This is a genomic window from Brevundimonas viscosa (assembly GCF_900116065.1).
Lineage (GTDB): Bacteria > Pseudomonadota > Alphaproteobacteria > Caulobacterales > Caulobacteraceae > Brevundimonas > Brevundimonas viscosa.
The window spans coordinates 129,584-147,875 of the sequence record NZ_FOZV01000006.1; the positions used below are offsets into that span (position 1 = coordinate 129,584).

Genomic DNA, 18,292 nt, shown 5'->3' on the forward strand with positions numbered 1-18,292 from the left:
AAAAGGGCGGCCCGATATGGGCCGCCCCCTTTTCAGAACGATGGCTTACTCGCCGGCCGCGGCCCGCTCGCGATTGCGGGATCCGTGGGACGCTTCGCCACCCTTTCGGCCGGCCTGGGCGGCAAGGCTGCGGTCCTGGGAGAAACTCCGCTTCTCGCTCGGGACGCTGGCGCCGCCCTTGCGGGCGATCTCGCGTTGGCGTTCCGGGTCCATCGAGGCGAAGCCCCGCTTGGAGACGCCGGAGGCTCGCGTGGGCTGACTCTGAGCCATCGTGGGTTCCTTTCGTGGCGCTTGTGGCGGTCGCGGATTGAACCCTCACGCCTGATTACGGTTCCGGCGCGCCGGTCACACAAATGCGAACGAATCACAGGGTTTGCGCGGACAGCGGTCGGCGACCGCAGTGAACTCGGGCGGGGTTCCGCCCGGATCGATGTCAGGCCCGGGCGTGCCGGGCGCCGGTATATCGGGGCCCGGGGTGTCCGGCGGCTGGACGTCCGGCGGGTAGCCCGGCTGGACGTCGGGCGGCGACACGGGGTCGATGTCGGGCCCCGGGGTGTCGGGCGGGACGATCTCCGGCTGGCCGAGGTGCAAGGGAGTGATCAGGGTCATGGGAACCTCCTCATGCCGGACCAACCCCCTCCACGCCCGTCCGTTGCATGTGGTGGGTGCGGCGGAACCGGCCGGCCGGGCGGCGGTTCAATCGGCGTCCGATCTCCGACGAAGGAAACTCCTCCATGAGCGACACGACGCCGCCAGTTCCCAATTCCGAAGAAGACATCGAGGACGCCTTCGACACCGCGTCGACGCGGCTGGATCGCGAGGCCGACGCCATCCTGATGCGCGACGAGATGCGATCCCTCGGCGTGCGGCCGCTGCGCCGGGCGCTGCGCGAGGATGCGGGGCTGGTCGGCGACTGGGGTCGCGAGCGGGCGCGGCGACTGCGCGGCGCGGTCGAGGAGGAGCCGGTGCGGGCCTCGGTCTACGCGCTGGGCCTCGGCGTCATCATCGGCCTGCTGATGGCCCGCTAGGAGGGCCCGGTCGCCGGACGGGCGATCGGCGCACGCGCCAGGGCCGCGTCGGAGACGAACGGATTGCTGCGCCGCTCCGCGCCAAAGGTCGAGCTCGGCCCGTGCCCCGGCACGAAGGTCACGTCGTCGCCCAGCGGCCAGAGCTTCGTCACGATGGCGTTCAGCAGGCTGGCGTGATCGCTCCGCGGGAAGTCGGTGCGGCCGATGGAACCCTGGAACAGCACGTCGCCCACCTGGGCGAAGCGGGCCTCGCGGTTGAAGAAGATCACGTGCCCCGGCGTGTGACCGGGGCAGCGGTAGACCTCCCATTCCGTCTCGCCCAGGGTCAGCCGGTCGCCGTCGGCCAGCCAGTGGGTCGGCGTGAACGACCGCGCCTCCGGCAGGCCGTACATCTGGCCCTGGGCCGGGATGCCGTCGATCCAGAACTGGTCGTCGGGATGCGGGCCGACGATGTCGAGGCCGGTCTTCTCCTGCATCTCCGCGGCGCCGCCGGCGTGGTCGAGGTGGCCATGGGTGATCCAGATGGCGTCAAGCGTCAGCCCCTGCTTCGCCACCGCCCCCAGCAGGGCGTCGACCGAGGCACCGGGATCAATGATCGCCGCCTTCAGCGTCTGGCGGCACCAGACCAGGGTGCAGTTCTGCTGCAGGGGGGTGACCGGAAAGACGGCGACGCCGATGGGGGGAGGGGACTGGCTCATCGCCGCTGGATAGCCGAGGCGCGGCCGCGCCGAAACCGCCGCGGCTCACGTTGACCTTTCAGGCGCTGATCGACATAAGGGCGGGCTTCAAAGGCGCCGCCTCGCAAGGGCGGCCCTTGTTGCTTTCCCACACCGCGCAGCGCCCGCCCCCAAGGCGCCGCCCCAGAGCGTCAGAATCCCGACCATGCAAGTCGTCGAAAAGTCCTCCGAAGGCCTGAGCCGCGTGATCGCGGTGACCATTCCCGCCGCCGAGCTGAACGAGAAGCTGGACGCCCGCCTCAAGGAAGTGGCGCCGCAGATGAAGCTGAAGGGCTTCCGTCCGGGCAAGGTGCCGGTGGCGCACGTGAAGAAGACCTTCGGGCGCGACCTGATGGGGGAGATCGTCAACGCCGCCCTGAACGAGACCAGCCAGAAGGCGCTGGACGAGGCCAAGGTGCGCCCGGCCGCCCCGGCCGAGATGAAGCTGACCTCGGACATGGACAAGGTCCTGACCGGCGGCGAGGACCTCGCCTACGAGATGGAGCTCGAGGTGATGCCGGACTTCACCCCGGTGGACCCCAAGACGCTGAAGCTGAACCGTCCGACCTACGAGGCCTCCGACGAGGACCTCGACGAGGCGCTCAAGGAGCTGGCCGGGCAGGCCAAGAGCTACGAGGACAAGAAGGGCAAGACGGTCAAGGCCGCCGACGGCGACCAGCTGACCATCGACTTCGTCGGCAAGATCGACGGCGAGGCCTTCGAAGGCGGCTCGGCCACCGACGCCGACCTGGTGATCGGCTCCAACCGTTTCATCCCGGGCTTCGAGGAGCAGCTGAAGGGCGTCAAGGTCGGCGAGGAGAAGACCGTCGAGGTCACCTTCCCCGAGGACTACCAGGCCAAGCATCTCGCCGGTAAGGCCGCGACCTTCGACGTCACCGTCAAGGCCATCAAGGCCGAGGCCGAAACCAAGGTCGACGACGACTTCGCCAAGCGCATCGGCATCGAGTCGCTGGACAAGCTGAAGGAGCTGCTGCGCTCCAACCTGAACCAGCAGTACACCGGCGCCGCGCGCTTCAAGCTGAAGCGGGCCCTGCTGGACGAGCTGGACAAGGCCCACGACTTCCCGCTGCCGCCGAAGATGGTCGAGGCCGAGTTCGACGGCATCTGGCAGCAGGTGCAGGCCGACAAGGACGCCGGCCGCCTCCCCCCGGAGGACGCCAAGAAGTCCGAGAAGAAGCTCAAGGAAGAGTACCGCAAGATCGCCGAGCGCCGCGTGCGCCTGGGTCTGGTGCTGGCCGAGATCGGCCGGGCCAACAACGTCACGGTCTCGGACCAGGAGCTGAACCAGGCGATCATGAACGAGGCCCGGAACTATCCGGGCCAGGAGCGGCAGGTGCTGGACTTCTACCGCCAGAACCCCAACGCCGCCGCCCAGATGCGCGCGCCGATCTACGAGGAGAAGGTCTGCGACCTGATCTTCAACACCGCCGAGGTGACGGATGCGCCGATCACCAAGGAAGAACTGCTCAAGGACGAAGACGAGGGCTGATCGGCCTGCCGTCCCGCGACCGAAGGGGCCGCCGCTGGGCACAGCGGCGGCCCTTTCCATGTGGAGTCCCGTCTTCTTCCCCATGTTTCCCGCCTGCCGGGTTCCATGGTAGCGTTCGCGTCGAGGTTCAGCCTCCGGAGCGTGGAACATGACCACCTGGGCTCTCGCCGGCGCCATGGCCGCCGCCATCCTGCAGCCCCAGGCGACGGCTGCAGCGCCTCCGCCGCAGGATCCCGCCGACCTCGCCACAACCCGGCTTGAGGACATCGTCGTCGACCGGCGGCGGCTTGAGGAGGTCGTGCGCGAGTTCGTCGGCGAGGTCGGGGCGCCGCCCTACCGGAGGGGCCTCGCCCGCTGGCACGACAGGCTGTGCGTGGGCGTCGCGAACGTGCGGCACGACGTCGGGCAGGCGGTGGTCGACCGGGTGTCCGAGGTGGCGCTGGAGCTGGGCCTCGACATCGGCGAGCCGGGATGCACGGCGAATGTCGTGATCGTTTTCACCACCGACGGCGCCGCCCTTGCGGACGCCATGGTCGCCGAGAACCGGAGGGCGTTCCGGATCGGCCTCGGCGGCCTCGATCGCGGCAATCCGGCCCTGCGCGATTTTCGCACCGCAGACCGACCCGTGCGCTGGTGGCACGTCAGTCTCCCGGTGAACTCCAACAACGGCAAGATCGCCGTGCGGATGCCGGGCGACGTGGATCCCTATGGAAACCCCTCGGCGCCGGTCATTGCGGTGTTCGCCGCCTCGCGTCTGAACAGCCAGATCCGCGACGATCTGAACAAGGCGATGATCGTCGTCGACGTGGACCGGCTGGGCGGCGCCAACCTGGCGCAGCTGGCTGACTATGTCGCCTTCGTCGCCCTGGCCCAGGTCGATCCTGACGCGGACACCGCGGCATACGACACCGTGCTGAACCTCTTCGACCGCCCCGCCGCGGTGGAGGGGCTGACGGAGTGGGACCGGACCTATCTCACCTCCCTCTACCGGGTGCAGGGCGGTCCTGTCCGGCGGATCAATCCGAACGCCCAGGCCGACGTCATGGCCAACGACATGGCGCGGAGGTGGCGCGCCGGACAGACAGCGCCCGAGCCGGCGCCGGAATGACGGGACCGCTGCTCGCCCTGAGCCTTGCGGCCGCCCTGGCAGGCCAGGATGCCGCGGGCGCCCCGCCGGCGGCCCCGCAGGAGCCGACCACACGGCTGGAGGATGTCGTGGTCTCCCGCCCCGACGCGCTGGAGGCTCTGGCGCGCGAGTTCGTCGACAGCGCCGCCGCCGCGCCTGCCTACCGCGGCCTGGCCAGGTGGAACGCCGAGCTTTGCCTGGGCGTCGTCGGGCTGCGCGCGGAAGCGGCCCACGCCATCATCGATCGCGTCTCGGACGTGGCCCGCCCTCTCGGTGTGCGACTGGGGCAGCCCGGCTGTGCGCCGAACGCGGTGATCGTGGCCGCTTCGGACGGCCAGCAACTGGCGGAGGCCCTGGTGGCGGAGCGGCGACGGGCGTTCCGCATAGGCTTCACCCGGTCCAATCGCGGCGCCCGTGCGCTGGAGGAGTTTGGCGCCTCGGACGCGGCGGTGCGCTGGTGGCACATCAGCTTTCCCTACTGCGCCAGCAGCGGTGCGCTGGCGATCAGGATATTCCAGGGCCCGCCGGCCTGCGCCAGCTCGTTCAAGCGCAGCACGGGCATTGTCGATTATCTCAGTCGCGTGCTCGTCATCGTCGACGTGCCGCGTCTGGAAGGCGCGGATCTGGACCAGCTGTCTGACTATCTCGCCATGGTGGTGCTGGCCCAGGTGGACGCCGAGGCCGACCTGAGCCGTTTCGACACCGTTCTCAACAGCTTCACCCCTGCCGGCGGCGAGGGCGGCCTGACCGACTGGGACCGGGGGTACCTGGAGGCGTTGTACGGGGCGGGGCGCTATCGCCTCGATCCCGAGGCGCACGCCGAAGCGCTGGCGCAACTGATGAGCCGGCAGGCCGCCCCCGGCGACGCGGAGTAGGTCCGCGCCGGCGTGATCTGGCGACTGTCGCTTGCGTCAGTCGGCCGGCGAGACGATATCCTGTCCCACAGGGGCCCGGCCGGCGAGTCGCGCCCATTGCATCCCGAGAAGGCCTGAATGCGCGATCCGATCGACTATCTGAACATGAACCTCGTCCCCATGGTGGTGGAGCAGTCCAGCCGGGGCGAGCGGGCCTTCGACATCTTCTCGCGCCTGCTGCGCGAGCGGATCATCTTCCTGACCGGGCCCTTCGAGGACGGCATGGCCTCGCTGATCTGCGCCCAGCTGCTGTTCCTCGAGTCGGAGAACCCGAAGAAGGAAATCAGCATGTACATCAACAGCCCGGGCGGACAGGTCCACTCGGCGCTCGCGATCTACGACACCATGCAATACATCCGCTCGCCGGTGTCGACGGTGTGCATGGGCATGGCCGCCTCGGCCGGCTCGCTGATCCTCACCGCCGGCGCCGCCGGTCAGCGCGTCGCCCTGCCGAACGCGCGGGTGATGGTGCACCAGCCCTCGGGCGGTTTCCGCGGCCAGGCTTCGGATATCGAGCGGCACGCCGAGGATATCCGCTACACCAAGCGGCGGCTGAACGAGATCTACGTCCACCATACGGGCCGGACCTACGAGGAGGTCGAGAAGACCCTCGACCGCGACCACTTCATGAACGCCGAGGAAGCCAAGGCCTGGGGCATCGTCGACCATGTCTACGACCGCCGCGAGCAGGCGGACCAGGACGGGGTGAAGACTCCCGGCTCCTGAGCCGCCCGACATTGAGCTGTAAAAGGCGCGCCCCGGGGCGCGCCTTTTCTTCCTGTGCTATCAGGCCGCCATGCAGACGCGTGACACCCGCGGAACCGTCGAGGTCGACGGCGACGTCTATCACTGGGAGCTTCGACGCCAGCCGCGGCCGACCTCGGGCGGCCGGTGGGAGGGCATCGCCGTGACGCTGCGGCTGCAGGACTTCAAGCGCGAGGCCGTGGTCCAGTTTCCGCCGCCGCTCCGTCCCAACGGGCGTCCGGACGTCGAGAAGCAGTTCGTCAATGTGGAGCACGTGCGCAACGCCGTGACGGCGGTGATCGAGGCCGGCTGGAACCCGACCTCCCGCGGCAAGCCCGTCGCCTTCGACGTCGACGCCGAGGGGCGCTGAGCCTCAGGGACGCCCGGTGAACACCCGGAAGCCGGGCTGGTCGGCGATGGCCAGCATCTCGGTATCGCCGGAGGTGTCGCCGTAGGCGGCGGCGAGGCGCACGTCGTCGCCGTAGACCGCCCGAAGCCGGCGGACCTTCTCCTCGCCGCGACAGTTCGGACTGGCGAAGGCGCCGGTGACGCGGCCTTCGGCGTCGAACACCAGCGGCGTGCCGAGCAGGGCCTCGGCCCCGAGGCGGCGGGCGAAGGGGGCGACGGTGGTCTCCGGACTGGCGGTCACGATCACCCGATGCGCGCCCCGCTCGCCCCAGTCGTGCCAGACCTTCAAGGCGTCCGGACGCATGAAGCGGGTCCAGATTCCCTCGGCGAAGCGCTCGGCTTCGGCCTCCAGCTCGGCCCGGGGGACGCCGCGCAGGAACTCGCGCACCGAGGCGGCCTTGATCCGTCCGCGGTCACGATCGCGGGCGTAGGTGGCGACGGCCGGGGCCAGCCGGACCAGCCCCAGGGCCCAGCCGCCCCGGCCCGCCCGCCAGCGCAGGAATTCGGTGAAGCTGTCGCGAATGGTCAGGGTGCCGTCGAAATCGAACGCCACGATGGCCCGATCCTTGCGGGGGGACTGGCCGAAGGGGGGAGGGCTTCCCATGTCAGACATTCGCCGCGATCCCCATCAACAGTGAACCGTCCGATTCCGTCTCCGGCCACGCTTTCGCGGGGTTGTGGCGGCGGCGGGGATGGGTGATTGTCAATTTTTGAAGACCTTCGCGCCCAGTGTACGGGAATCAAACGCGGGGGATGCGCGTTCGGTCTCATATCGGATCGAACGTCGGGAGTGAGAAGGGTCTATGACCAAGGCAGCCGGCACCGACGCGAAAAGCACGCTCTACTGCTCGTTCTGCGGGAAGAGCCAGCACGAGGTGCGCAAGCTCATCGCCGGACCGACCGTGTTCATCTGCGATGAATGCGTCGAGCTGTGCATGGACATCATCCGCGAGGAGCACAAGATCAGCTTCTCGAAGGCGAAGGACGGGGTGCCGTCGCCGAAGGAGATCCGCGAGGTCCTCGACGACTATGTGATCGGCCAGTCGCACGCCAAGAAGGTGCTGAGCGTCGCCGTCCACAACCACTACAAGCGCCTGAACCACGCGACGAAGAACAACGACGTCGAGCTGGCCAAGTCGAACATCATGCTGATCGGGCCGACCGGCTCGGGCAAGACGCTGCTGGCCCAGACGCTGGCGCGCATCATCGACGTGCCCTTCACCATGGCCGACGCCACCACGCTGACCGAAGCAGGTTACGTCGGTGAGGACGTCGAGAACATCATCCTGAAGCTGCTCCAGGCCTCCGACTACAACGTCGAGCGGGCCCAGCGCGGCATCGTCTACATCGACGAGATCGACAAGATCTCGCGCAAGTCGGACAACCCCTCGATCACCCGCGACGTGTCGGGCGAAGGCGTGCAGCAGGCCCTGCTGAAGATCATGGAAGGCACCGTCGCCTCGGTGCCGCCGCAGGGCGGCCGCAAGCATCCGCAGCAGGAGTTCCTGCAGGTCGACACGGCCAACATCCTGTTCATCGTCGGCGGCGCCTTCGCCGGGCTGGAGAAGGTCATCGCCGCCCGCGGCGACAGCGTCTCGATCGGCTTCGGGGCCAAGGTCAAGGAAGTCGACGAGCGTCGCACCGGCGACATCCTCAAGGAGGTCGAGCCGGATGACCTGATGCGCTTCGGCCTGATCCCCGAGTTCATCGGCCGCCTGCCCGTGCTGGCGACGCTGGAGGACCTCGACGAGGAGGCGCTGGTCAAGATCCTGACCGAGCCCAAGAACGCCCTGGTCAAGCAGTACAAGCGCTTGTTCGAGATGGAGAACGTCGAGCTGACGTTCACCGACGACGCCCTGTCGGCGGTCGCCCGCAAGGCTATCACCCGCAAGACCGGCGCCCGCGGCCTGCGCTCGATCCTGGAAGGCATCCTGCTCGAGACCATGTTCGAGCTGCCGACCTTCGAGGGCGTCGAGGAGGTGGTGGTCAACGCCGAGGTCATCGAGGGCAAGGCCCAGCCGCTGCTGATCTACGCCGAGACCAAGGGCAAGAAGGCCGCGCCCGACAGCGCCGCCTGATGATGCCGGATTCGTGAATGCGGGAGGGCGGTCCGTCAATGGGCCGCCCTTCTTCGTGCGGAGGCGCCGTGGCGCGCTGGACACAGGGCGGTGAGGGACAAAATCCCTCGCCGGCGGTCCAATGGGGGCTTTCCGCGGGCCCTGCCGGCCGCCGCGCGGCACGATCCGTGCAGCTTCGCCGTCGGTGATTGGTCCCCAGTCGCGCGGGTCCGCCACGCTTGAACGTCGCAACCGCGCAACCACATACTCGTTCAAAGGCCGTCGAACGACGGGCCGAGTCGAACAGGTCGGGCATTTCGCTCCGGCCGCCGGCGCGGCGGGTCCACGATCCACAAGGGCCCCGGAGTACGCATCATGTCCGAGACCAAGACCCTCCCCGTCCTGCCGCTGAGAGACATCGTCGTCTTTCCGCACATGGTCGTCCCGCTGTTCGTGGGACGCGAGAAGTCCGTGCGCGCGCTCGACGAGATCATGAAGGGCGAGAAGCAGATCCTGCTCGCCACCCAGAAGAACAGCGTCGACGACGACCCGGCGGCCGACGCCATCTATCCGATCGGCGTGCTGGCCAACGTCCTGCAGCTGCTCAAGCTGCCCGACGGCACCGTCAAGGTGCTGGTCGAGGGCAAGGGCCGCGCGCGCCTGCTGCGGTTCACCGACCGCACCGACTACTTCGAGGCCGAGGCCGAGGAGATCGCCGACGACCAGGGCGAACCCTCGCAGTCCGAGGCCCTGCTGCGCGCGGTGATCGAGCAGTTCGAGAACTATGTGAAGCTGAACAAGAAGGTGCCGCCCGAGGCGCTCAGCTCCATCCCCCAGATCACCGACCCGTCGCGCCTCGCCGACTCGGTCGCCGCCCACCTGTCGGTGAAGATCGGCGACAAGCAGGCGCTGCTCGAGACCGTCGCCGTGCCGGCGCGGCTGGAGAAGGTCTACGGCCTGATGGAAGGCGAGATCTCGGTCCTGCAGGTCGAGAAGAAGATCCGCTCGCGCGTGAAGCGCCAGATGGAGAAGACCCAGCGCGAGTACTATCTCAACGAGCAGATGAAGGCGATCCAGCGCGAGCTGGGCGAGACCGACGACCAGCGCGACGAGATCCTCGAGCTGGAGAAGCGCATCCGCAAGACCAAGCTGTCCAAGGAGGCCCGCGCCAAGGCCGAGGCCGAGGTCAAGAAGCTGCGCAACATGAGCCCGATGTCGGCCGAGTCGACGGTGGTGCGGAACTACCTCGACTGGCTGCTGTCGATCCCGTGGGGCAAGGCCCGCACCAAGCCGATCGACCTCGACAAGGCCGAGGCGATCCTCGAGGAGGATCACTACGGGCTCGAGAAGGTCAAGGAGCGGATCATCGAGTACCTGGCGGTGCAGGCCCGGACCGGCAGCCTGAAGGGCCCGATCCTCTGCCTCGTCGGCCCGCCGGGCGTGGGCAAGACCTCGCTGGCCAAGTCGATCGCCAAGGCGACCGGCCGCGAGTACGTGCGCATGTCGCTGGGCGGGGTGCGTGACGAGGCCGAGATCCGCGGTCACCGCCGGACCTACATCGGCTCCATGCCGGGAAAGATCATCCAGTCGATGAAGAAGGCCAAGACCACCAACGCCTTCGTCCTGCTGGACGAGATCGACAAGCTGGGCGCCGACTGGCGGGGCGACCCGTCCTCGGCCCTGCTCGAGGTGCTGGACCCGGCCCAGAATTCGACCTTCGGCGACCACTATCTGGAGGTCGACTACGACCTGTCGCAGGTGATGTTCGTGACCACGGCCAACAGCCTGAACATGCCCCAGCCGCTGATGGACCGGATGGAGATCATCCGGGTGTCGGGCTACACCGAGGACGAGAAGGTCGAGATCGCCAAGCGCCACGTGCTGCCGAAGCAACTCGCCGACCACGGCCTCAAGGAAGGCGAGCTGATCATCCCCGAGGAGTCGATCCGGGAGCTGATCCGCTACTACACCCGCGAGGCCGGGGTGCGTTCGCTTGAGCGCGCGCTCGGCGGCATCGCCCGCAAGGCGGTGCGCGAGATGGCGCGGACCAAGGTCGTGTCGATCACCGTCGACAGCGAGAAGCTGGCCGAATACGCCGGAGTGCGGAAATACCGCTACGGCGAGACGGACGCGGAGGACCAGGTCGGCATCGTCACCGGCCTGGCCTGGACCGAGTTCGGCGGCGACATCCTGACCATCGAGGCGATCAAGATGCCGGGCCGCGGCCGCATGACCGTGACCGGCAACCTGAAGGAGGTGATGAAGGAGTCGATCTCCGCCGCCGCCTCCTACGTCCGGGCCCGCTCGCTCGCCTTCGGGGTCAAGCCGCCGGTGTTCGAGAAGACCGACATCCACGTGCACGTGCCCGACGGCGCGACGCCGAAGGACGGTCCCTCGGCCGGCGTGGCCATGACCGTGGCGATGGTCTCGGTGCTGACCGGCATCCCGATCCGCAAGGACATCGCCATGACCGGCGAGATCACCCTGCGCGGCCGGGTCACCGCCATCGGCGGCCTGAAGGAGAAGCTGCTGGCGGCGCTCCGCTCGGGCGTGAAGACCGTGCTGATCCCGGAGGAGAACGAGAAGGACCTCGCCGACGTGCCCGACAATGTGAAGGGCGCGCTGGAGATCGTCCCGATCTCGACCGCCGACGAGGCGCTGAAGTGGGCCCTGACCGGCACGCTCACGCCGGTGGAGTGGGACGAGGAGGCGGAGCCGCTCCCCGCCGCCCCGCCGATCCAGGATCCCGGTACGGTGCCCGCCACGCACTGACGAAAAAGACCCCGCCCGGAGCGATCCGGGCGGGGTTTTTCTATCCTGGGTGAGGTCCGTCAGACGGATACATTCGCCGCGGGACATCCGCGGCATCGCGGCGGAGACACCGGCGACCGCCGCGACATCCGCGACAGGCGCGCGCAGCCCGGCTCAGCGGCTGTCGACCATCACCAGTTCGGCGTCGGCCTTCGCCGTGATCGTCACCGTCTTCTCGTCGACGATGGCGGCGGCGTCACGCGCGTTCAGCGTCTCGCCGTTGACCTCCACCTCGCCGACGGCGGGCACCAGATAGGCGCGGCGGCCGGGCCCGAGATCGTAGCTCAGGCTTTCGCCGGCCTTCAGCGTGGCGCCCAGCACCTTGGCGTCGGCGTTGATCGACAGCGCCTCGTCGGCCGGATCGCCGGAAGCCATCACCGTGAACCGCCCCGACCGGTCGCTCTTCGGGAACTCGCGCTGGCCCCACGACGGCGGGGCCCCCGGCCGGTCGGTCTCGATCCAGATCTGGAACAGGGTGGTGGTCTCGTCCTCGAGGTTGAACTCCGAGTGGCGCACCCCCGTGCCGGCGCTCATCACCTGGACGTCGCCGGCCGCCGTGCGGCCGCGGTTGCCCATGGAGTCCTCGTGGGTGATCGCTCCGGTGCGGACGTAGGTGATGATCTCCATGTCGGCGTGCGGGTGGGGCGGAAAGCCCGACTTCGCGGCGATCTCGTCGTCGTTCCACACGCGCAGCCGGCCCCAGCCCATGCGGCGGGGGTCGTAGTAGTTGGCGAACGAGAAGTGGTGGCGGGCCTTCAGCCAGCCGTGGTCGGCGCCTCCGAGGCTGTCGAAGCGGCGAACGTCGATCATGACGCGATACTCCCTTGCAGGGCGCGCAACGGGCGGCGCGCCGGTCGGGTCGGATATAGGTAACTACTACTGTTGCGAAAAGGGGTGGCATCGGCCCGCGGCGCGCGTGCGCACCAGCCACTGTGATCGCGAGAGGAATACGCGGGTTTCGCGGACTTGAAGTCGATCTCCGTTGCGGCAACCAGCGACGTCGGGCGTCTGGATGCGCACGACCCGTGCGTCCGCGAGTCTGACCAGAGCTGCGGGGACGCCGTGAGCCGCGCCTTCTCCCGTACTGGTGGCGACGACATGGCCTACGCTGACCGTATCGCGCCGGGACAGGACGACGATCGCGATCATCAACAGCGCGAAGCCGGCGACGACAAGAATCGTCGACACGGCCACGGTCATGGCGCGGCGGGCGGAGGGCAGCCGTCGCCCGATGCGCCACGAGAGCTTGTGGCGATAGGCGACGACCGGCTTCATCCCACCTGCGCCCGGTGCCGCAGCATCGCATCGGCCAGCACGCAGGCGGCCATGGCCTCCACGACCGGCACGCCGCGCAGGGCGACGCAGGGATCGTGCCGCCCCCTGGTGCGCAGGTCGGTCTCCTCGCCGTCGCGGGTGATGGTGCGGCGCGGCGTCAGGATGGAGGAGGTCGGCTTGAAGGCGACGCGGGCGGTGACCGGCTGGCCGGTGGAGATGCCGCCCAGCACGCCGCCGGCGTGGTTGGACAGGAAGACCGGCTGCCCGTCCTCGCCCAGCCGCATCTCGTCGGCGTTGTCCTCGCCCGACAGCTCGGCGGCGGCGAAGCCGGCCCCGATCTCGACGCCCTTGACCGCGTTGATCGACATCAGGGCCGCGGCCAGCTCGGCGTCCAGCTTGCCGTACAGAGGCGCGCCCCAGCCGGCGGGCACGCCGGTCGCCTCCAGCGCCACCACCGCGCCGATCGACGAGCCCGCCTTGCGCACCTCGTCCAGATACGCCTCCCACTGCGGGACCACATCGGCCGAGGCCGCGAACAGCGGGTTGTCGTACACGGCGTCCAGGTCGACCGTCTCCGGCGCCATGCGATGCGGTCCCAGCTGGACCACGCCGGCGCGGATGCGGACCGTCTCGCCCAGCACCTTGCGGGCGATGGCGCCCGCCGCCACCCGCACCGCCGTCTCGCGCGCCGAACTGCGCCCGCCGCCGCGCGGATCGCGGACGCCGTACTTGGCCTGGTAGGTGACGTCGGCATGGCCGGGGCGGAAGGCGCGGGCGATCTCGCCATAGTCCTTCGAGCGGGCGTCCTCGTTCTCGATCAGGATCGAGATCGGCGTCCCCGTCGTCACCGGGCCGGCGCCGTCGTCGTACGTGCCCGACAGGATCCGGGCTGTGTCGCTTTCCTTGCGCTGGGTGACGAAGCGGCTGCCGCCGGGCTTCCTCCGGTCAAGCCACGGCTGCAGGTCGGCCTCGGTCAGCGGAATCCCCGGGGGGCAGCCGTCGACGACGCAGCCGATCGCCGGCCCGTGGCTTTCGCCCCAGGTGGTCACGCGGAAGAGGTGGCCGAAGGTGTTGTGCGACATGTCGCTGACGGCTTAGGCCGCCATGCGGTCCGGCGTCCAGACGCGGGTGAAACGGACCAGCAGATCCTCGGCGGAGGAGGGCGCGTCGGCGGAAGGCTCCAGCGTCACGAACAGGTGGCCCTGCGGCCGCGATCCGCGGGCGGGGAGGCCGAGACCCTTCAGCCGCACGCGCAGCGTCTCCTGCTCCGCCGCGATCCAGGCGGAGCGCGGGCCGGCCCAGGTCTCGATCTCGACGCGGCCGCCGTCCTCGATCAGCCGCGGCGGCGTGGGCCAGGTCATGTAAAGGTCGTCGCCCAGCGCGCTCAGCCCGTCGGCGGCGCGGATCAGCACCGGCAGATGCAGGTCGGCGCCGTCGGCGCCGGCCCGGCGCAGGCGCAGGTGCTCGCCGGAGCGCATCCCCGCCGGCACGCGCACGCGCAGGCTGCGGCCGCCTATCCGGAGCCGGGCCCCGCCGCCGCGCAGGGCTTCGAGCGGCGTGATCGAGACCACCGGAAGTGGGGCGGGGGGCGCCGCCGGCGGCTCGAGTCCCGGGCCCCGCGCCTCGGCCTGCAACAGCCGCCAGGCGGCGATGATCTTGCGGAAGCGGGCCTCGTCGCCGCCGGGCTGGTCGGGCCGCGCCGCCTTGACCGCCGCGCGGAAGGCCGCCGTCAGCGCCGCCCCCTCCGCCGGGCCGGTCAGGCCGAGCAGGGCGAGGGCCTGGCGGGTCGAGGCGACTTCGGGGTGCGAGCGGGCGCGCATGCCGCCACTACAGCGCCGGATATGGTCAAGGCCCGGTTAACCGTGAAGCCTCTCCCCATCGGCCGCGGCAGGGTCTATCTGCAGGCCATGACCACGCCCGTGATCCCGCCCAGCCCCACCCGTGAGGAGTACGCCGAGCACTACGCCGCCGCCCTGGCCGCCAACGGCGACGAGAGCATCTTCGACCGCGCCGAGCCGATCGGGCTGTTCGTGGAGTGGCTGGCGGACGCACGCGGGACCGAGCCGAACGACGCCAACGCCATGGCCCTGGCCACGGTCGACGCCGACGGCCAGCCGGACGCGCGCATGGTGCTGCTCAAGGACGTCGATGCGGGGGGCTTCACCTTCTATTCCAATCGCGAGAGCGCCAAGGGCCTGGCGCTGGCCGCGCATCCCCGGGCCGGCCTGCTGTTCCACTGGAAGACCCTGCGCCGGCAGGTGCGGGTGCGGGGGCCGGTGGAGCCGGTGAGCGCGGACGAGGCGGACGCCTATTTCGCCAGCCGGGCGCGCGAAAGCCGGATCGGGGCCTGGGCCTCGGAGCAGTCGCGGCCGCTGGAGAGTCGTGAGGAACTGGAGCTGGCGGTGGCGCGCGAGACGGCGCGCTTCGAGGGCCGCGAGGTGCCGCGGCCCGAGCGCTGGACCGGCTGGCGGGTGATCCCCGAGAGCATCGAGTTCTGGCGCGATCGGCCGTTCCGCCTGCACGACCGGCTTCGTTTCGACCGCGCGGGCGAAAGCTGGACCCGGACCCGGCTCCAACCCTGAGGCGCTAGCGTTCCACCAGCGGCGCCAGCAGCGGGTGGGCCAGCACCGGCGCCGCCAGCCGCACCACCGCCTGCGGGTCCTCCAGCCGCACCGCGGCGGTGGCGTCGGCGACGACGAAGTCGGCGTTGACCCGCGAAGGCTCGGTCAACCGCTCGTGGCCGGGGCGGACGGTGGCGAGATACTGGGCGATCACCGACTCGGCGGTGCGGCCCCGCTCGACCTGGTCGCGCAGCAGCCGGCGGATGAAGCGGATGTCGGCCGGCGTGTCGACGAACACCCGGATGTCGAACAGCTGGACCAGCGCCGGCGTGCACAGCACGTGGGTGCCTTCCACGACCACCACCTCGGCGGCGGGGACCGGCTCGCCGTCGGGCTCGCGGCCGTGATGGATGAAGGAATACACGGGCGCCACGATGTCGCGGCCCGTCTTCAGCGCGGCGAGGTCGCGGATCATCAGGTCGTGGTCGCGGGCCGCCACGTCGTCGAAGTCGAAGGTCGCCGGGTCGAAGTCCGGGAGGCTGGCGGCGTCGCGGTAGTAGGAATCCTCGCGCAGGAGCACGGCGGCGCCGTCCGGCAGGGTGGCGACCAGCGCCTCCGCGAGGGTGCTCTTTCCGGAGCCGGAGCCGCCGGTGATGGCGATGAGAATGGGCATGCCGCCTTCTAGGGCGAAGGCGAATTTTCCGCCAGCCGGAGGCCCGAGCCTGCCCTTGCGTCACGTTGCCTGTTGCGGATCGAGCCGATAGCGTGACCGTCAAGCGCTCCGCAAGCAGGCGCAGACAAGGGAAGACGATGCTCGGATTGATGCAGGACTGGCCGCTGACGGTCGACCGGATCCTCGACCACGCGAAGAACTGGCACCCCGACCGCGAGGTGGTCACCCGGTCGGTCGAGGGACCGGTGGTGCGCACCACCTACGCCGAGATCCACGCCCGCGCGAAGCGGGTGTCCGACGTGCTGAAGGGCTGGGACGTCAAGGTCGGCGACCGCGTCGCCACCCTCGCCTGGAACACGGGCCGCCATATCGAGGCCTGGTACGGCATCATGGGCATCGGGGCGGTGTGCCACACCCTGAACCCGCGCCTCTTTCCCGAGCAGCTCGCCTACATCATCAACCACGCCGAAGACCGCATCATCTTCGTCGACCTGACCTTCATCCCGCTGCTGGAGGCGGTGCTGCCGCACTGCCCGACGGTGGAGCGGGTGGTGGTCCTGACCGACGAACTGCACATGCCGGCGACCAAGCTGCCGGGCGCGGAATGCTACGAGGCGCTGCTGTCGACGGCCTCCGAAGCGGTCGAATGGGGCGGCTTCGACGAGCAGACCGCCTGCGGCCTCTGCTACACCTCCGGCACGACTGGCAACCCCAAGGGGGTGCTGTACTCGCACCGCTCCAACTTCATCCATACCCTGCTGGGCCTGCAGACCACCGTCCTCGGCGCGACGCCGAAGGAGGTGATCCTGCCGGTGGTGCCGATGTTCCACGCCAACGCCTGGGGCATCGCCTTCGGCGGCCCGGCGGCGGGCTCCAAGCTGGTCATGCCCGGCGCGAAGATGGACGGCGAGTCCATCTACGAACTGCTTGAGAGCGAGGGCGTCACCTTCTCGGCCGCCGTGCCGACGGTCTGGCAGGGCCTGCTGGCGCACGTGCGCGAGAAGGGGCTGAAGTTCTCCACCTTGAGGCGGGTGCTGATCGGCGGTTCGGCGGTGCCCGAGAGCCTGATCCGGGCCTTCCATGACGGCTACGGCATCGAGGTCATCCAGGGCTGGGGCATGACCGAGACCTCGCCCATTGGCACGCTGTCGAACCTGACGCCGGAGCTGGAGGCGCTGCCCTACGACGAGCAGATGAAGTGGCGCATCAAGCAGGGCGTGCCGCCGCTGGGCGTCGAGCTCAAGCTGAAGAACTACGCCGGCCAGGAGATGCCGCACGACGGGCACACCTACGGCCGGCTGATGGTGCGCGGCCCGACCATCGCCGGGGCCTATTTCAAGGGCGAGGGCGGCGACATCCTCGACCATGAGGGTTTCTTCGACACCGGCGACGTGGCGACGATCGATGAGCACGGCTTCATGCAGATCACCGACCGCGCCAAGGACGTGATCAAGTCGGGCGGCGAGTGGATCAGCTCGATCGAGATCGAGAACATCGCCGTCGGCCATCCGAAGGTCGAGCTGGCCGCCGTCATCGGCGCGGCCCATCCGAAGTGGGACGAACGCCCGGTGCTGGTGATCAAGCTCAAGCCGGGCGAGAGCGAGGACCGGCAGGAGCACCTCGATTTCCTGCAAGGCAAGATCGCCAAATGGTGGATGCCGGACGACGTGGTCTTCGTCGACGACATCCCGCTCGGGGCCACCGGCAAGATCGACAAGAAGGTGCTGCGCGAGCGACTGAAGGACTACCGCCTGCCGACGGCCGGGGGCTGAGGCGATGGCGCGGACGTCGGCGAAGGGCAGAGGGGTGGCGCAGGCGCTGCTGATCGTCGCCGTCGCATCGCCCGTGCTGGTCCTGCTCTCCGCCCTCGGGGTGCGCGCCGGCCTGCTGTCGCTGGAGACGGGCTGGTCGCTGCTGACGCTGCAGGTCGCCTGGTGGCTGGCCTGGGCGGGCTCCGCCGCGGCGCTGGTCGCTGTCGTTCTGGCGCTGAAGGATCTGCGGCGACTCGGCCTCTTCGCCCTTGTCGCCGTGCTGATCGCCGGCGCCGCCCTGGCGGGCTTCGTCTGGCAGAAGGGCCGGCTGGCGGCCGGACCGGTCGAGCACGTCAGCACCGATCTCGAGGAGATCCCCGGATTCGGCGACCTGCGCGACCAGCGCCGCGGTCCGGGCCCCGGTCCCGCCATCGGAGCCGAGGTCTGTCCCGGCGCGCAGCCGGTGATGCGACAGGTCGCGCCCCAGACCGCGGGCTGGGCCCTCGAGCAGGCCGGCTTCCGGGTGCGCGGCTTCGGCGTCCAGCGCGCCGACGGGACCCGCACCGGCTACTGGTTCGGCGTCACCCACGACGCGGTGATCCGCATCCGTCCGGGACGCACCGACATCCGCGTCGCGGCCCGGGACGGCCTGCCCCACGGCGGCGAGGCCTGCCGGCTGGCGACCCGGATCAGCGCGGCGCTGCGCACCGGCGAGTAA

20 protein-coding genes are annotated in these 18,292 nt (G+C 69.7%); 11 read left to right on the forward strand and 9 right to left on the reverse strand.

The annotated features are described in order from the left end of the window. Window positions 1-45: 45 nt before the first annotated feature. Window positions 46-270, reverse strand: a complete 225-nt coding sequence (locus BM333_RS12240; protein ID WP_092311991.1) for a con-10 family general stress protein — start codon at window positions 268-270, stop codon at window positions 46-48. A gap of 75 nt (window positions 271-345) precedes the next feature. After that, window positions 346-609 carry a hypothetical protein gene (locus BM333_RS12245; RefSeq protein WP_218151460.1) on the reverse strand — a complete coding sequence of 88 codons (264 nt, stop codon included), beginning with the start codon at window positions 607-609 and terminating at the stop codon, window positions 346-348. A gap of 125 nt (window positions 610-734) precedes the next feature. Here BM333_RS12245 and BM333_RS12250 point away from each other — a divergent pair, with 125 nt between their 5' ends. Further along, the gene (locus BM333_RS12250) at window positions 735-1,028 is read left to right on the forward strand and encodes a hypothetical protein (protein ID WP_092311994.1); all 294 of its coding nucleotides are present in this window, start codon (window positions 735-737) and stop codon (window positions 1,026-1,028) included. Here BM333_RS12250 and BM333_RS12255 read toward each other — a convergent pair. Next, a complete protein-coding gene (locus BM333_RS12255) occupies window positions 1,025-1,726 on the reverse strand; it encodes an MBL fold metallo-hydrolase (RefSeq protein WP_092311997.1) in 702 nt (233 codons plus the stop codon). The genes BM333_RS12250 and BM333_RS12255 overlap by 4 nt on opposite strands. A gap of 184 nt (window positions 1,727-1,910) precedes the next feature. On the opposite strand from BM333_RS12255, the gene tig reads away from it, so the two are divergent. From tig to BM333_RS12280, 5 genes are all read left to right on the forward strand, one after another. Next, on the forward strand, window positions 1,911-3,254 hold the full coding sequence (gene tig, locus BM333_RS12260) for a trigger factor (protein WP_092312000.1): 1,344 nt from the start codon (window positions 1,911-1,913) through the stop codon (window positions 3,252-3,254). 148 nt (window positions 3,255-3,402) lie between these two features. Then, complete coding sequence (locus BM333_RS12265; protein WP_092312003.1) at window positions 3,403-4,362, forward strand: hypothetical protein; 960 nt, start codon at window positions 3,403-3,405, stop codon at window positions 4,360-4,362. Next, window positions 4,359-5,255 carry a hypothetical protein gene (locus tag BM333_RS12270; protein ID WP_092312006.1) on the forward strand — a complete coding sequence of 299 codons (897 nt, stop codon included), beginning with the start codon at window positions 4,359-4,361 and terminating at the stop codon, window positions 5,253-5,255. The genes BM333_RS12265 and BM333_RS12270 overlap by 4 nt, the downstream gene beginning before the upstream one ends. Window positions 5,256-5,372: 117 nt before the next feature. Then, window positions 5,373-6,020, forward strand: a complete 648-nt coding sequence (locus BM333_RS12275) for an ATP-dependent Clp protease proteolytic subunit (RefSeq protein WP_092312009.1) — start codon at window positions 5,373-5,375, stop codon at window positions 6,018-6,020. Window positions 6,021-6,090: 70 nt separating this feature from the next. Next, a complete protein-coding gene (locus BM333_RS12280; RefSeq protein ID WP_092312012.1) occupies window positions 6,091-6,408 on the forward strand; it encodes a hypothetical protein in 318 nt (105 codons plus the stop codon). A 3-nt stretch (window positions 6,409-6,411) separates the two neighbouring features. Here the strand turns inward: BM333_RS12280 and BM333_RS12285 are convergent, their stop codons facing one another. Then, on the reverse strand, window positions 6,412-7,059 hold the full coding sequence (locus BM333_RS12285) for an HAD-IB family hydrolase (RefSeq protein ID WP_092312015.1): 648 nt from the start codon (window positions 7,057-7,059) through the stop codon (window positions 6,412-6,414). 190 nt (window positions 7,060-7,249) lie between these two features. On the opposite strand from BM333_RS12285, the gene clpX reads away from it, so the two are divergent. Both clpX and lon read left to right on the forward strand, forming a co-directional pair. After that, a complete protein-coding gene (gene clpX, locus BM333_RS12290; RefSeq protein WP_092312018.1) occupies window positions 7,250-8,524 on the forward strand; it encodes an ATP-dependent Clp protease ATP-binding subunit ClpX in 1,275 nt (424 codons plus the stop codon). 354 nt (window positions 8,525-8,878) lie between these two features. Continuing rightward, on the forward strand, window positions 8,879-11,275 hold the full coding sequence (gene lon / locus BM333_RS12295; protein WP_092312021.1) for an endopeptidase La: 2,397 nt from the start codon (window positions 8,879-8,881) through the stop codon (window positions 11,273-11,275). Between the two features lie 153 nt (window positions 11,276-11,428). On the opposite strand, the gene BM333_RS12300 is transcribed toward lon, so the two are convergent. The 4 genes from BM333_RS12300 to BM333_RS12315 form a co-directional block, all read right to left on the reverse strand. Next, a complete protein-coding gene (locus tag BM333_RS12300) occupies window positions 11,429-12,124 on the reverse strand; it encodes a pirin family protein (protein ID WP_092312024.1) in 696 nt (231 codons plus the stop codon). Window positions 12,125-12,190: 66 nt separating this feature from the next. Continuing rightward, window positions 12,191-12,589, reverse strand: coding sequence for a hypothetical protein (locus tag BM333_RS12305; protein WP_092312027.1), 399 nt, complete (start codon window positions 12,587-12,589; stop codon window positions 12,191-12,193). Continuing rightward, window positions 12,586-13,671, reverse strand: coding sequence for a chorismate synthase (aroC, locus tag BM333_RS12310; protein WP_092312030.1), 1,086 nt, complete (start codon window positions 13,669-13,671; stop codon window positions 12,586-12,588). Before aroC ends, BM333_RS12305 begins: the two co-directional genes overlap by 4 nt. Before the next feature lie 12 nt (window positions 13,672-13,683). After that, a complete protein-coding gene (locus BM333_RS12315) occupies window positions 13,684-14,409 on the reverse strand; it encodes a DnaJ C-terminal domain-containing protein (RefSeq protein WP_092312033.1) in 726 nt (241 codons plus the stop codon). An 87-nt stretch (window positions 14,410-14,496) separates the two neighbouring features. Between BM333_RS12315 and pdxH the strand changes: the two genes are divergently transcribed. Next, window positions 14,497-15,171, forward strand: a complete 675-nt coding sequence (gene pdxH, locus BM333_RS12320; protein ID WP_092312145.1) for a pyridoxamine 5'-phosphate oxidase — start codon at window positions 14,497-14,499, stop codon at window positions 15,169-15,171. Between the two features lie 4 nt (window positions 15,172-15,175). On the opposite strand, the gene udk is transcribed toward pdxH, so the two are convergent. Next, complete coding sequence (udk, locus tag BM333_RS12325) at window positions 15,176-15,823, reverse strand: uridine kinase (RefSeq protein ID WP_092312036.1); 648 nt, start codon at window positions 15,821-15,823, stop codon at window positions 15,176-15,178. Window positions 15,824-15,960: 137 nt separating this feature from the next. Between udk and BM333_RS12330 the strand changes: the two genes are divergently transcribed. Together BM333_RS12330 and BM333_RS12335 are read left to right on the forward strand one after the other, a co-directional pair. Then, window positions 15,961-17,595 (forward strand): long-chain-fatty-acid--CoA ligase, encoded by a 1,635-nt coding sequence (locus BM333_RS12330; RefSeq protein ID WP_092312039.1) that lies wholly within the window; start codon window positions 15,961-15,963, stop codon window positions 17,593-17,595. 34 nt (window positions 17,596-17,629) lie between these two features. Next, entirely contained in the window at window positions 17,630-18,292 is a 663-nt protein-coding gene (locus BM333_RS12335; RefSeq protein WP_143105823.1) for a DUF1499 domain-containing protein, read from the forward strand.